14 protein-coding genes are annotated in these 14,972 nt (G+C 45.6%); 10 read left to right on the forward strand and 4 right to left on the reverse strand.

The window, feature by feature from the left end; translation table 11 throughout:
- Window positions 1-405: 405 nt before the first annotated feature.
- Window positions 406-732 (forward strand): MazG nucleotide pyrophosphohydrolase domain-containing protein, encoded by a 327-nt coding sequence (locus NE665_RS11245; RefSeq protein ID WP_117442709.1) that lies wholly within the window; start codon window positions 406-408, stop codon window positions 730-732.
- 238 nt (window positions 733-970) lie between these two features.
- Window positions 971-1,477 carry a hypothetical protein gene (locus NE665_RS11250; protein WP_117442708.1) on the forward strand — a complete coding sequence of 169 codons (507 nt, stop codon included), beginning with the start codon at window positions 971-973 and terminating at the stop codon, window positions 1,475-1,477.
- Window positions 1,478-1,740: 263 nt separating this feature from the next.
- Here the strand turns inward: NE665_RS11250 and NE665_RS11255 are convergent, their stop codons facing one another.
- A complete protein-coding gene (locus NE665_RS11255) occupies window positions 1,741-2,457 on the reverse strand; it encodes a NifB/NifX family molybdenum-iron cluster-binding protein (protein ID WP_117442707.1) in 717 nt (238 codons plus the stop codon).
- Between the two features lie 414 nt (window positions 2,458-2,871).
- On the opposite strand from NE665_RS11255, the gene NE665_RS11260 reads away from it, so the two are divergent.
- Together NE665_RS11260 and NE665_RS11265 are read left to right on the forward strand one after the other, a co-directional pair.
- Complete coding sequence (locus tag NE665_RS11260) at window positions 2,872-3,150, forward strand: hypothetical protein (protein WP_117442706.1); 279 nt, start codon at window positions 2,872-2,874, stop codon at window positions 3,148-3,150.
- Complete coding sequence (locus NE665_RS11265) at window positions 3,144-3,746, forward strand: DUF308 domain-containing protein (RefSeq protein WP_117442705.1); 603 nt, start codon at window positions 3,144-3,146, stop codon at window positions 3,744-3,746. Before NE665_RS11260 ends, NE665_RS11265 begins: the two co-directional genes overlap by 7 nt.
- A 154-nt stretch (window positions 3,747-3,900) precedes the next feature.
- Here NE665_RS11265 and NE665_RS11270 read toward each other — a convergent pair whose 3' ends face one another.
- Together NE665_RS11270 and NE665_RS11275 are read right to left on the reverse strand one after the other, a co-directional pair.
- Window positions 3,901-4,488, reverse strand: coding sequence for a cytidylate kinase-like family protein (locus NE665_RS11270; RefSeq protein ID WP_178759925.1), 588 nt, complete (start codon window positions 4,486-4,488; stop codon window positions 3,901-3,903).
- 47 nt (window positions 4,489-4,535) lie between these two features.
- A complete protein-coding gene (locus NE665_RS11275; protein WP_117442704.1) occupies window positions 4,536-5,684 on the reverse strand; it encodes a 4-hydroxybutyrate dehydrogenase in 1,149 nt (382 codons plus the stop codon).
- A 135-nt stretch (window positions 5,685-5,819) separates the two neighbouring features.
- Between NE665_RS11275 and NE665_RS11280 the strand changes: the two genes are divergently transcribed.
- From NE665_RS11280 to NE665_RS11300, 5 genes are all read left to right on the forward strand, one after another.
- Entirely contained in the window at window positions 5,820-6,524 is a 705-nt protein-coding gene (locus NE665_RS11280) for a polyphosphate polymerase domain-containing protein (RefSeq protein ID WP_117442703.1), read from the forward strand.
- Complete coding sequence (locus tag NE665_RS11285; RefSeq protein ID WP_117442702.1) at window positions 6,506-7,177, forward strand: DUF4956 domain-containing protein; 672 nt, start codon at window positions 6,506-6,508, stop codon at window positions 7,175-7,177. The genes NE665_RS11280 and NE665_RS11285 overlap by 19 nt, the downstream gene beginning before the upstream one ends.
- On the forward strand, window positions 7,167-8,243 hold the full coding sequence (locus NE665_RS11290) for a carbohydrate-binding domain-containing protein (protein ID WP_233104810.1): 1,077 nt from the start codon (window positions 7,167-7,169) through the stop codon (window positions 8,241-8,243). The genes NE665_RS11285 and NE665_RS11290 overlap by 11 nt, the downstream gene beginning before the upstream one ends.
- 69 nt (window positions 8,244-8,312) lie before the next feature.
- Window positions 8,313-8,897, forward strand: coding sequence for a carbohydrate-binding domain-containing protein (locus NE665_RS11295; protein ID WP_233104809.1), 585 nt, complete (start codon window positions 8,313-8,315; stop codon window positions 8,895-8,897).
- Between the two features lie 474 nt (window positions 8,898-9,371).
- Window positions 9,372-11,594 carry a GGDEF domain-containing protein gene (locus NE665_RS11300; RefSeq protein ID WP_118654563.1) on the forward strand — a complete coding sequence of 741 codons (2,223 nt, stop codon included), beginning with the start codon at window positions 9,372-9,374 and terminating at the stop codon, window positions 11,592-11,594.
- A gap of 130 nt (window positions 11,595-11,724) precedes the next feature.
- Here NE665_RS11300 and NE665_RS11305 read toward each other — a convergent pair whose 3' ends face one another.
- Window positions 11,725-13,656, reverse strand: coding sequence for an NAD(+) synthase (locus NE665_RS11305; RefSeq protein WP_117442699.1), 1,932 nt, complete (start codon window positions 13,654-13,656; stop codon window positions 11,725-11,727).
- Window positions 13,657-13,908: 252 nt separating this feature from the next.
- Here NE665_RS11305 and NE665_RS11310 point away from each other — a divergent pair, with 252 nt between their 5' ends.
- A complete protein-coding gene (locus NE665_RS11310; protein WP_117442698.1) occupies window positions 13,909-14,823 on the forward strand; it encodes a cation diffusion facilitator family transporter in 915 nt (304 codons plus the stop codon).
- The last annotated feature ends 149 nt before the right edge of the window (window positions 14,824-14,972 follow it).

A 14,972-nucleotide genomic window follows, 5' to 3' on the forward strand; every position in this document is an offset into this window, starting at 1 on the left:
ATATCATTTTTGGCATAATAAATGGCAGAAACGTCGACTATTTTTGGGTTTATGAAGTACGTTTCTGCCACAGATATTCTATCAGATTTTAAAAAGACTGTCGACAGTCACTTTGTCAACAGTCTGCAGCGTCTTTTCTAAAAAGACGTTTTTTTACGCAAAATCGCTGCATGATAATACACTGTAGAAAGCATGAGGGTACTGCCGAGGTGGCTGCATTGTTGATATCGATGTGCACATTCGGCAGTGAAAAAGCTTACGCTGTCATAAATTTCTCCGCTTATCTAAATATTTGCGTTTACGTTACATATTTGGTGCTGAAATGTAGCTATATTATGATAAAATAGAGGTAGTAATTATAAAAAGCAGCGTTTATAAGGGAATAAAATAACAGGAGGATGATGTATGGAGGATTTTGGAATACAGGAAATGCAGGAAATGCAGAAGGCCTTGCAGGATACATACCGGGATCAATGGGAACCGATCTGTCCGGATACAGGGAAAAACAAGCTGCTGTGGATGCTTGGCGAAATCGGTGAGGTTATTGATATCGTGAAAAAAAACGGAGGACAAAGGGCTGTTGAAGAGCGCCATATAAGAAAGGAGCTGGTTGAAGAATTAGCGGATGTGCTCATGTATTACAACGATATCCTGTTATGCTATGATATCAGCGCAGAGGAATTAAAACAGGCCTATCGTGAAAAGTTTCATAAAAACATGAAGCGCTGGTAAAGGAGGATGAGGAAGGAGAATCTGAACGATACTCATAAACTTGCATCATCCTACTGATATTACGGAGCTTTCTGGTGCAGGGATTGAACTGTTTGTACCAAATGAAAGGTTTCCGTGTGATTTTTTACAGAATCCGTATAGCAGATGCAGCTTAATTTGAAACAGAACAGAGAAGTGGGAAATGGGTGTTTGCATTTCCAAAACATAAGGACTGTGTACGTCAAGGAGGAAAATTCAAATGGTAACGAAGCAGGAACTGGAACAACAACTGGCAACAGCAGATTTTTACAAAAAGGTATATCCGGGGATGTTTAAATCCGGAAAACGGAAAGAAGCCCTGGAAACATGGAACAATGCCTTACAGAAGGGAATCGCCGACAGTGTATTGTTAAGGGAGGCAGAGCATGGCTCTTTTACATACAAGGTTTATGCATTTTCCGTAAAAGAAACAATTCCTCAGGAGGAAGTGGACGTGCTGAAGGAGGCCGTGGCGCAGTATGATGTAAATCAAATACGCTATGAGGCGTTCAGTGTACCGGGATATTTTGCAGTTTATGATAGGGATGGAAAGTTTTTTCAGGATGATTATCAGATCATGGATTTATGTCAGCGGGATTCCGGAATTTATGTTGTAATCGTTTCAGAAACAGAGAAGGACGAATTGGATTGCCCGTATATCGCATATACCTACAATCCGGATGGCAGCCTGTGGTTTTGGTGTATGGCTCGTAAGTATATCGGATAAGAAAGCGGCAGTGTAAGTCATTTGCAACCTCAAAGGCTTGTGCAGGGGAAGCGTACAGCGAACTGTAAATATGCTTAATAAGGACAGCGATTTTGGATTGTGTTTCAGGATGCGCCATAGGGACGATGATCGTTGCATAAATAAGTCGCTATGCAGTTGAACAGAAAAAAACTGTGCCCGCATTTGATCGATTATCAATTTCACAGATATTCAATCATGTTGCGAAGCACAGTCTTTTTTATCTAATTTTTCTATGGTAAGGTCTATAAATGGGAAGAACCGCAGGAATGGCCGTGTCCCTCATGGCTTCCACAGGTATGTCCCTCACCGTGGTGAGAGCACTGAATATTCGGATTGTATTGCAGGTTGCCGTTCAGAAAAGAGGTAACCTGTGCATCTGCATCTCCGCAGGCACCGCCATACAGCTGTATACCGGCTTCCGCAAGAGCATTCTTCGCACCGCCTCCGATACCGCCGCAGATCAGCGTATCCACCTGATTTGCTTTCAGCAGGGTAACCAGCGCACTGTGTCCGTTTCCATTGGTATCCAGCAGTGTGGTTGCCGTGATTTTTTGATTTGTAACCTCATAAAGCTTAAACATCTGTGTGTGTCCAAAATGCTGGAACACCTGTCCGTTATCATACGTAACTGCTATTTTCATACTATCATCTCCTGTTGGTTGCTGTTCAAGGTCCAGCTGATAATTGCCACCGGATATCACCATGGCACTGCCTTCCATGAGAAAGCGGGAAAGCTTGCGTCTTGCCTCATTATACAGGGATTGTACGCTGCCTCTGCTGGTTTGCATCTGTCTGGCACATTCCTGTTGATTCCATCCGAGATAATCAATCAGACGAATCGTTTCATATTCCTCTACACTCATCTGGATATGGCTTGCGGGAATAGGCTCGTCTGTACGGATGAAAGCAGTATAGGCCGGTATGGAGGATACGCATTTCTTCTTGCAGGGTCGTGGCATATGATCAGCTCCTTCCCTGTTATCATACGCCTATTATTTGCATATGTCAATAATTATGCTGTGAGAATTTGCTTGGCTATTATTTTGTAAAATACAGGAGGCTTGGATATCTTCATGGCCTCTTACTCGCTTATGACTATAACCTGAAATAGAGAATGAAAATGATCGCGTTCATCTATAGAAATGGAATCCTCTTTTTCATAAACACCTTAACGGTAGAAAAACCGCTTCCTGCATCGTGCACCTTTTGTAACCGCTGCCATTCTTATCGGTTCCAGCAAAAAAATCTTGTTGTATGTCTGTAATTGCTGTCGTATCGGGAAACATGCCGTACTTTTGACAGATACGGGATTCTGTATATGGAAGTGGATAAAGGTCAGCGTTAAAATGAAGTAAAGATAGGAGGAATGCCAAATGAAAAAGGGATGGAAATGTTTCTGTACAGTTGCCGGAGGTGCTGCTCTGTATGCCGGAGCCTCCTTTGTGAAGGATTATCGCAATATGAAGAAAATGGAGAAGCGTCTGAATTCTCTGCCGCTGCATCAGCTGAAGGAAAGGCTTTCCGATATACAGCAGGAAAAGGAAAAAACCGTTATCACAATACCGAAGGATATGCCAATGCTTGAGCGTCTGCGTGTGTGCAGACATGTCTTGCGGGGGGATGCCGGGAATCGGGATGCTTGTAAATGCTGAAGCAGTCCAGAGATTTTGTACGCGTGTTCAGTGAAAACTGGAACCGCAAGCTGAAATCGGTAAGGCTGTTGGGCGCCGCCGTAGGTGTGTGCATGCTGGTTTGTGCGGTTTTGTGTATGCAAGCTCCTTCACCGATGCAAAAGGCTTTGAAGATAGCCGCAGCACTTGTGATAATTGCACTGGGAATGTATCAGCTGGTGGATTACTACTACATGCCCATTTTACTGCGGGATGCAGGAACACTGATCAATGCCGTGCTGAATACGGTAATCGGTATGCTGCTGATGTTTTCGCCTGAGGGAATCACGGTATCTGTCTTTGCCTATATGTTTGGATTTGTACTGCTGATTTTCGGTATCAATAAAATCACCTTTGCCAATAAGCTGCATTTTTTCGGTATTCTTGATTACGGCTGGGTAATTGCCGGCGGTGTTTTGAATATCCTTGCCGCTGCCGCCTTTTTGATTCTTCCACTCGTATCCCTTGTGGTGCTGCAAACGGTGCTCGCAGGATACTTAGCAATCGGAGGAATCACCCTGCTTGTGGATGTGATCACCATGAAAAATATGAAGGTGGAAGCCACACAGGAACAATGAATGCGCCGGATCCACATATAAGGGCAGCATGGCATCTTTTGAAACCGTCTGCTTAGCTACATAAACAAATAGCAAAAAACTGATTCCTAATACGCGGCTTGCCGTGCCCGTTATAGGAATCAGTTTTTGTAGTTCGGCTTTTTGCAGACAGGACTTACTTTTTCGCAAGTCTCACCAGAAGATCCACACAGGTATCCAGTCCGATATGTGATGTGCTGAGCGACAGGTCATAATGCTCGGCAGCTCCCCAAATCTGCTCGGTATAATAACGGTAATTCAAAGCACGTCTGTGATCCTTGTCATGCAGGCGTTTTTCAATGTCGATATCAGTTTCGCCATATTTCTCGATAACTCTTTGCGCCTTGAAGTCTGTGTCGGCATGCAGAAAGACATGCAGCGCATCCGCATAATCTTTCAATATATAATCAGCACAGCGTCCGACAAGAACACAGGGGCCCTGCTGTGCCAGCTCCAGAATAATCTGTCGCTGAATTTTCCACACATAATCACTGATGCTTTCTCCTTTTGCATCGCGTCCGAGAAAGGCATAGGAAAACAAGCGCTTGCCAGGGGCATATTCTCCCTCCTGTGCGATGTAGTCCTGCGCCAGCCCGCTCTCTTGGGCTGCCGTTTCAATCAGCTTTCGATCATAGCAGGGAATTTGCAGGCGTCTTGCGACCTCTTTTCCAATGGTTCTTCCCCCACTTCCAAATTCTCTTGAAATGGTGATAATGCTAGCCATGATATGCATCTCCTTTCTGTGGATTTATCGAGATTTCCATACACCACTTAGCCTGCCGCATCTGCACGCTTCGGCAAGCGCTGTTCATATAAGGTCTGATATATCGATAAAATATCTTGTCTTTCCAGCGGTATTGCACTGTTGGTAAGCAGACGCTGCTGGGTTTTGATCACACTGTCTGTAAAGGCCTCGATTTCGCTTTCCTGCATCCCGTATTCGTGCAGCGGCTTTCGTGCAAGAAGCGAGGAAAACAATGCTTCTATACAGGGAAAGGCGTCCTCGATGGGGCAGGAGAGAGCGTTTGAAAACAGTTCTTTTATAGCAGCTACACAGCTTGGATCCAGCTTTTCATATGTCTGGAATACGGCTGTAAAAAACTGATAATTGGCTTCCCCGTGTGTAACATGGTAGATTCCGGATAACGGATAGCTGAGGGCATGCACAGCTCCTGTACCGGTATTGCCAAATGCGATGCCGGCGAAGTTGCTGGCCTGCATGAAATCCTCTAGCAGCTGCATGCGTGCCGCTTCCCCCTTCCTTGCAATCACCTGAAATCCATGAAGCAGAAGGCGAATCGCTTCTTTGCTGAACATGCGGGTATAGGCATTGGCTTTGGGAGATACAAAGGATTCACTTGCATGGATCAAAGCGTCGATACCGCTTGTCACAAAGTAGAAAAACGGCAATTTGGAAAGCAGCTCCGGAATCAGAATGGCCTGATCAGGAAACAGTTCGTCGATGGCCAGTCCCAGCTTGGTATGCAGTGATGTCAGCTCACAGATGGAAATCCGGCTGACCTCCGAGCCCGAGCCGCAGGTTGTCGGTATGGCAATCAGCTCTCTTGTCTTTACCAGCTCACAGGTTTGTAGAAACATCTCCTCTGCACTGGCATTCCCCTCAAAAACAAACAGCTTGGCACAGTCAATCACACTGCCGCCGCCGATAGCGATGATGCGATCGGGCTGTATTTTTCGCATATCCTTCAGCATGGCATCCAACATGCGATCATCCGGTTCTCCTCTGCCGTAATCACTGTGAAAGGCAATTGAGGCCTTCCCGATGGCATCCGTAAAGAAGGCTTCGTAAATACTGCGGCTTGCTAAAATGTAATCATTCTCACGGAAAGAAAATTCCTGCAGAAATTCCTGCACTGCTGCATACTGCAGAATTTTTGTTGTCTGTTGAAATACGTCCATAATCTTCTCCTTTTATTCTTTGCTATCATTGTAACAGGTTCTTTGAAAAAAGCATCTAAAAACTTCACACATTTTTCAAGCTACCATCATTGGAAATCCTTTCAAATCCGGTAAACTATCGCTGAGGTGATACTTATGACACAGGTCATACAGAGAATTGAAAAAAAGTATCTGCTGGAAGCAGATCAGTGTCGAATATTTGTGAATAGCATTCGTCCATATATCACAGAGGACATTTATCCGACAAGCACCATATACAATCTTTATCTGGATACGGAACAGTTTGATCTCATCCACCGTTCCATTGAAAAGCCGCCCTTCAAAGAAAAGCTGCGCATTCGCAGTTATAAACCGGTATGCTGTGAAGAGGATACGATATATCTGGAAATCAAACGCAAATATGCACAGACGGTCTGCAAACGCAGAATGCAGCTGAGCTATGGTGAATGCCGCAGGTTCCTGAACAATCCCAATCTGTGTGCCAGCCAGATTGAAAAGGAACTATCCTATACGCTGTACCATTATCAGGTGCAGCCGAGAATCTTTCTGGCATATGATCGTGTATCCTATGTCGGAAAACAGGAACAGCAGCTGCGCATCACAATGGACAGCCATATCCGCAGCAGGTTTGACCATCTATCCTTAAGCGACCACGACAGCAATGAAGAGTTGTTTCACAGAGATATGATCCTGCTGGAAATCAAGGCTGGAAGAAGTTATCCGCTATGGCTGAGCAGCGTGCTTTCGGATATGCGGCTGTATCCCACATCTTTTTCCAAGGTGGGACAGGTATTTTATAAAAAAGAAAAAGGAGAACTGTTATGTTTACTAGCATCTTAAATCTGGAACAGGGTCTGACAATCCTGGATGGTGTGTTTTGCTGCATAAGTGCACTTGTCCTGGGACTGGGCATTGCATGGTTTTATCGAAGGCTTGGGTATTGTTCCCACAGCTTTACTGTCACACTGGCATTGCTGCCCTCTCTTGTGCAGTTCGTCATCATGATGGTCAATGGTAATCTGGGAACTGGAATTGCCGTTGTTGGGGCTTTCAGTCTTGTTCGGTTTCGCTCGCTTCCTGGCAGCAGTAAGGAGATACTGTTTATCTTTTTCTCCATGGCGATCGGACTGGCAATCGGCATGGGCTATGTCAGCTTTGCGGCATTTATGACGATTGTTGTCAGCGTCAGTGCATGGTTGCTGTTTACACTTTTGCAGCCGAAGAATCTGCAGCTGTATAAGGAACTGAAAATCGTGATTCCCGAGGATTTGGATTATACGGAGGTGTTTGACGATATCCTGCAGTGCTATTGTAAAAGTGCAGAGCTTGTCCGCGTCAAAACAATTCAGCTTGGCGCCATGCTGGAGCTGACCTATCATGCAGAATTGAGAGAAGTGAAACAGGAAAAGAATATGGTGGATGACATTCGTTGCCGCAATGGCAATCTGAATGTAATCGTAGCGAAAAGGCAGGCGATGCAGAATGAATTATAAAAAAGCCGCATGGATGTCTGCTTTTCTGGCTGTTGCACTGATACTGGCAGGCTGTCAGAGTGATCAGGATACAGCAGATACCTCATCCGCAGAAGCTACAAATGCTTCTGTGGTGAAACAAAGCAGCACGCTGTCACTGGAGGCAGCGGATTACATTACGGAAATCTGCGACGCACAAAAAATTTCACTGGATGCGCAAAGCGGTGATGTGAAGATAACGAAGGCCGGTACGTATCAGCTGAGCGGTACCCTGAAGAACGGTTCTGTTATTGTGGATGCCAAGGATGCCGTTGTTCGTATTGTATTGAATAATGCTCATATCGAGAGCAAAAACAGTGCACCGGTATATGTGAAGCATGCGAATAAGGTGATTATTACATTGCCAAAGGGTACCAGCAGCTCCCTGAAGGATACAGCCATCTATACGGTGGATGAGAAGGAAGAGCCGAGTGCGGCATTGTTTTCCAAGGATGATTTAACGATCAACGGCAGCGGTACATTGGACATCACGGCTTCTTATAAAAACGGAATCCAGTGTAAGGATACGCTGAAGCTGGTGAATACAAATCTGAATATCACGGCAGAAAACGATGGAATCAAGGCCAAGGATGCTCTGCTTATTTACAAAGGCAGCTACATGGTAAAGGCACAGGGGGACGGCATTGTGACAACCAATGAGAAGGAACAGGGGAATCTGAGCATTGATCAGGGAACCTTTGCTATTGAAGCACAGCAGGATGGTTTACAGAGTGCCGGCGATCTCACGATTTACGATGGGGTCTTTACGGTTACCAGCGGCGGGGGAAGTGTAAATAAGATTAGCGCCAGCTCCTCCCCGCAGCCATGGGGAGAATTTGACGATCATGATGAAACCGCGGAAAAGAGCCAGAAGGGAATTAAGGCAGCTAAGAATATGGTGCTGTATAAGGGAAGCTATACCATCAGCTCACATGATGATGCCCTGCATACCAATGGAAGTATGGATATCAAAGACGGCACCTATACCCTGTCAAGTGATGATGACGGTATGCATGCGGATGTTACTTTGACGATCCGTAAAGGCTAAGTACAGATAAAACAGTCCTATGAGGGACTGGAGGCAAATACCATCCAAATCAAGGGAGGAAAGATTCAGGTGAAAGCGAGTGATGATGGTATCAATGCAGCCGGTAATCTGGGAAATCCATTGCTTACTATAGATGGAGGAACAATTTATGTTGACGCTGATGGAGATGGTGTGGACAGCAATCAGGATATCGTGATGAATGATGGTACCTTGATTGTCATGGGTCCTGAAAACGGCGGCAATGGAGCACTGGATTATGATGGCAGTTTTGCGATGAATGGGGGAACGCTGGTTGCAGTGGGAAGCAGCGATATGGCGATGGCACCATCTGCTTCCAGTAAGCAGCCCTCTCTTATGATTCGTACAGACAGTACACAGAATGCTGAAACGATCCTTTATGTACAGGATGAAGCCGGCAAAACCATACTGGGCGTGTCTTCTGTAAAAGCATGGCAGAATGTAGTCATCAGTACAGGTACATTGAATACAGGGAGTACCTATGATATCTATGTCGGCGGCAGTGCTTCTTCCGTAAAAAATGGTATCATTACAAATGCAAAGGGCGGTATGAAGCTGACATCAATGACACTTATTGAAGCAGTGACAACTTATGGTAATGCAGGTATACCGCAGGGAGGTGGTATGCATCCGTAAATTTATGAGAGAAAAAAGTATCGTATTAAATATATACAGATAGTCAATCCTTTATATAGCGCAGCCTGTAGATAACAACACGGACCTGTCCTGAAGAGAGCTTGTATAAGTCTGGGTATGGAAATAACAGCCGTTCAAACAGAAATTCTTACAGATTAGGATATAAGTATAACAATACAGGAAGGAATATCGTTTCTATGAATGTTAGAAACGATATTCCTTCTTCTTTTGCTTTACAGACCCTGTTAACGAAGAAGATTCAAAAAGGAATAAGTTACCTTTTCTTCATGCGGTTCTGTCTGTAAAATTCAAGATTTACCAGTTTTGATAAAAATGAGATTTCCTTTCATAAAATTCAGTTGTATATGCCGGAAAATGACTTTATAATAAGGATGTAACAAAAAAAGGGAATTTATCCTTTTCATAAAAGTATAATATACATAAACTTAGTAGAAGAAGGGAGGCAGCTGGAATATGAAAAAGCATGGATCTATCAAACAGGCGATTGTACTTGCGGCAGTCAGTCTTCTATTTTTTGCCTGCATCGCAGGTTTTTATATTGACCGCATACGAGGCAGTCTGATCAAGGATCTGAAGCATAACGTTCAGGAAATTTCCGCTTCTACTACGACTGCTGTTGAAATACGGATTCATGATCATATGTCAACACTGGAGAATATCTCCTATATGCTGCAGAATGAGCATACCACGGATACGGAACAGCTGCTTCATGCCCTGATGAGTGCCAGTGGAAATAGTGAATTCATGCGGTATGGCATTACCGATGAAAAAGGGAACTGCCTGACAACGGATGGAATGCAGTTTTATGTAGGGGATCGGGAATATTTTAAGCAAGCTCTGAAGGGAAGGTCTTCCTTTTCCAATACTCTGCATGATAAAATCGGCGGGTATGATCTCAATGTATTTGCCACTCCGGTTCGCACCGAGGATGGCAGCATTCGCAATGTTTTGTTTGCGGCAAGCCGGACAAAGGACTTGGCAGATAAGCTGCTGATGGAAATCTATGACGGCAAGGGCTTCAGTGCCATCGGGGATGAGGATGGAAATATCGTCCTCAATTCCAACAGCGAAACCGCCAGCAAGGCGGTGCACAATCTCAACCAGCTGAGCTTCTATGATGAATTCGATATGGAAAAACTGAAAAAGCAGGAAAGCGGTATTGTGAAATTCAAGTCGATGAATGGAGAAGACCGCTATCTTGCCTATGAACCGCTGGGCTATAACAACTGGTATGTGTTTTCTGTCGTTCCGGTAAGTGTGGTGACCAGCCAGATCAATAATGTCATTCTCATAGCGGCAGCCACCTGGTTTTTGGTAGCGCTGGTTCTCAGCGGCATCATATGCTATCTGTATATGTCCCGGGTGCGCAATGAGAAAAAGATTGATAAGGTGGTATTCTATGATGAGCTGACATCCCATTACAATTACAATAAGTTTCGCATGGATGTTCAGATGTTGCTGGACAGGGGACAGGCAGACAGCTATGCTCTGATTGAATTTGATGTCAGCGACTTCAAGCTGCTGAATGAATTGTACGGCTATCAGGGCGGCGATCAGCTGCTGATTACCACGATGCGGCTGTGCGAGGAAAACTGCAGTGCGGATGAACGCTGTGCGCGTATTTCCGCAGACCGTTTTATCGTCTTGTGGAAAATGCGGGCTGCGGATAGTATCGCCATACGTTATGATACACTGATGGAGGCTGTTCAGGAGGAGATGCGCAAGCAGCGCGAGCAGTTTAAGGCTGATTTTTATGCCGGTGTCTATCTGCTGCAGAATACGGATCGTGAATTTTCTCCGTGTCATGATCGCTGTATGCATGCAAAGCTGCTGGGCAAGGCAGAAAAGAAGCAGCGCTGTACCTTCTTCAGTGAAAAGATGTACGACACGATGCTGTATCAGAAGCGGCTGGAGGGTCAGATGGAGCAGGCGTTGAAAAACAGGGAATTTAAGGTCTATCTGCAGCCGAAGGTCACGCTGAGCGACGATATTGTCCACAGTGCAGAGGCACTGGTGCGCTGGGATTCTCCGGTATTCGGCATGATACCGCCAAAGGCCTTTATACCGCTGTTTGAAAAAAACGGATTTCTGGAGCAGCTGGATATGTATATGATGGATGCAGTCTGTCAGCTCTTAAAGAAATGGGAGCGAACGTATCCCTCCTTGCGTATTTCCATCAATGTTTCCAGAATGTATATTTTCCGCCCCGGCTTTGCCCGCCGTGTTCTGGATATCGTTGAGCGCAACGGCGTTTCAGCAGAGCAGCTGGAAATCGAAATAACGGAAAGTGTAATCTTTGACCGCAGTATGGAGCTGTTTGCCATCATTCAGGAGCTGCGTTCCTATGGCTTCCGCATTTCCATGGATGATTTTGGCAGCGGCTATTCCTCGTTGAATATGCTGAAGGATATTCCAATTGATACCATCAAGCTGGATCAGGTGTTCTTTCAGACAAATCACGGCAATACACAGCGTGCCAGAGACATTGTCGGCGGTGTTTTGAGCCTTGCAAAGACGCTTGCTATTCACAGTGTAGCGGAGGGAATCGAGGAGGCGGATGAGGTTGTGTTCCTGAAGGAGCACGGCTGTGATGAAATCCAGGGCTATTATTATTCAAAGCCGCTGTGTGTGGAGGATTTTGAAGCATATATCCGCAAACAAAATGCAGGAGCATAATGTCGTTCATAAGAAAAAAAGGTTCAAGGCTATCCGGTTACTGGATGGGGTTGAACCTTTTATGTTACGGGGCGGTTTACCAAGCTTACCTCCACTGGTTCGCTAAGGATAAGTGTCTGACAGCTGCGATCTATTGCAGGGCATCCACCTGCCTGATCCATGCAGCAGCACAGGCATCGCTTGGCATTCTCCAGTCACCGCGCGGGGAAAGACAGATGGAGCCTACCTTAACACCATCCGGCATTGCGTTTCGCTTGAATTGCTGCGTGAAGAAGCGGTGGTAAAATATCCGCATGGTAGCAAGAATCTTCTTTCGTTCCTCCTGTGGAAAGGCGAGCTGTGCAAGCTTGTATATCTTGGCAGGCGCATAATGATTTCTCAGCATATGATAGAGAAAGAAGTCGTGATATGCATAGGAGCCGATGGCATCCTCTGTAATCTGTGCGATTTCATCATTCTCTGTGGGCGGTAGAAGCTCCGGTGATACCGGTGTTGCACAGATATCATCCAGCACATCCGCTATGTCCAATCTTCCTTTTTCCCGCATATCCTGCGCATATGTTTTTACAAGATAGCGAACCAGTGTTTTGGGAATGGAGGCGTTGACACCATACATGGACATATGGTCCCCGTTATAGGTACACCATCCCAGTGCAAGCTCACTCAAATCCCCGGTTCCCAGAACAATGCCGTTGTATGCATTGGCCAAATCCATCAGAATCTGTGTCCTTTCTCTTGCCTGCGTGTTCTCATAGGTGATATCGTGCTGCCTAAAATCATGTCCGATATCCTTGAAATGCTGTTCGCACGCATCGTGTATAAAAATTTCCTTTACACTGGTATGCAGGGCAGCCATCAGCTTATGAGAATTGCCGCGTGTTCGCTTCGTAGTACCAAATCCCGGCATGGTAACCCCAAGAATGCCCTGACTGGGCAGGCTGAGCGTTTCAAATGCCATATGGGCAACAAGCAGAGCCAGTGTGGAATCCAGACCTCCGGATATCCCGATGATCAGCTGGGTACAGTTGATTTTTTTCAATCGCTGTGCAAGGCCGGCTGCCTGCATTTGTAAAATCTGCATACAACGTTTGCTGCGCTGTGCTTCCTCTCTTGGCACAAACGGATACGGGGAGATATTGCGTGTCAGCTGCAGTGGCTGTGTAATCGGGGCCGTTCGTACAACAACCTCTGTATAGGTACAGCTATCCGCTACCTGTAAGGCAGTTTGAAACTTCAGGCGTTCACTGCGGCATTTCTCCAGATCGATTTCCCCATAGAGAATGTGCTCCTCTTCAAGAATCCTTGATTCCGAAATAATGGTACCGTTATCTGCGATGATGTCATGTCCGCTGAATACCAGATCACTCGTGCTTTCACTGATGCCTGCTGAGGTGTAGACATAGCCGCACATGTTTTTTGCGCTGTGTGTGGTTATCAGTGCCTTGCGGTATTCGCTTTTTCCGATTGTTTCATTACTGGCAGATAAATTGACGATTACATTGGCTCCATGCGCAGCGTGTCTGGTAGATGGGGGAATGGGAACCCAGAGGTCCTCGCATAGATCAGCCGCAATCACGGCTTCACTTGTTTCATCGCGGATCAGAAGATTCGCAGTGAAGGGGACAGGCTTTCCAAATAGAAGGATGGTATCTCCCATGCGCTGTTGACTGTCCGCAAACCAGCGCTTCTCATAAAATTCATTGTAATTGGGAACATAGGTTTTCGGGACAATACCGAGAATGTCATGCTTATATAAAAATGCCGCACAGTTAAACAAATGATTTCCCTGTTGAATGGGAAGACCCACCGCAAGTATGGCCTCACTATCATTCTCATCCCGTAGCGTTTTCAAAGCTGCCAGACATTCATCCAGCAGAAGATTTTGATACAGCAGATCCTGACAGGTATAAGCGCACAGCGACAATTCGGGAAACACGGCAAGGCGTACATCGGGGGGCAGGGAGTGCAGCAGTTTCTGCATTGTCTTTCGATTGGCCTTTACATCCGCAATCTGAACAGCAGGCGTAATACACGCTACCTTGAAGTATCCATAGTTTTCCATAATATCTGACCTCACTTTCCTGTTTAGTATAAGCATAATAGTAGCAAATTACAATGATTTCGTGCATGGATGGGAAATCCGCACCTTGTCAATCGACACGAAAAGCGATACAATGGGATTAAGAAAGGATTGTGAAACTATGCTTGTCCACTCGGACAAAAGAAAAAAGCGTACATCCAAACAATACATACAGCCGGGCCCATTTCTGTAGAGAATGGTATTTCTTTATAGAAAAGTGAGGCTGAAGAAACAATGAATAAAGAAAAAATGAATCATGAACAGCGTCTTCTGCATCTAACGGTCGCTGCGGGAATTCTCTTTTCCGTGATCGAGGTTATGATGGCAATCTATACAAATTCACAGGCAGTGCTGATGGATAGTATCTATGACGGTGCGGAGGCAGTGGTCCTTGCATTGATGGTCTTCCTTGTGCCGCTGCTGTATCGCCCGTACTCGGAGCGCAAGCCATACGGCTACGCTCAGCTGGAGTCCTTCTTTCTTTTAGGGAAGGGCGGCTTTCTGGCAGCTGTAACCATTGGCTTGATCGTTGGTAATATACAGATGATTGTCAATGGCGGAAATCATGTAAATCAGGGACTGATCGGCTGGTTTGAGCTGTTTCTGGCAGGACTGTCCGCAGTCATACTCATCGCTTTGCTGATCATGAATCGCCGGGTGGATTCTCCTTTGATACAAGCAGAGCTGCTCGGCTGGAAAATTGATGTTTGCAGCAGTATCGGGGTAGCCGCAGCATTTTTATGCGCCAGTTTTTTGAGTGATACCCCGTTTGCATGGCTGTCCCCCTATGTGGATCAGATCATTGCTATTGTTATAGCGATGATCATGCTGCCACAGCCATGGCGTATGATGAAGGATGCGTTTCGCAGTCTGATTCTGTTTGCGCCCGAGGAGGCGGTCACACAGCGAATCCGTAAGCTTGCAGATCATGAATTTGAACGCTATTCCTATGAACCAACCTTTTACAATATCATACAGACAGGGCGAAAGCTCTGGGTGGAAATTTATATCCGCAACGACACGAATATGATCAATGTGGCACAGCTTGCGGCCATACAGAAGCAGCTCAGCAGTTCCCTGCAGGATATTTACGATGATGTGTATGTGGAAATCACACCAGATATTAAGGAAGCAGCAGGCGGAGTATAAAAATGGAAGTAAACTGGATGTTTTAAGGACATGCTGGCAAAGATATGTGTAGGCTATCGTGGTGATACGCTGAAAATGCCGTAATGCAGGCTTCATCGTATGCATTAAGGAACGATTTAAGATTCCTTGCAGTTGCGATGATATGAAGT

Origin of the sequence: Clostridium sp. DFI.1.208 (assembly GCF_024463855.1) — a bacterium.
Classification (GTDB): Bacteria; Bacillota_I; Bacilli_A; order Erysipelotrichales; family Erysipelotrichaceae; genus Clostridium_AQ.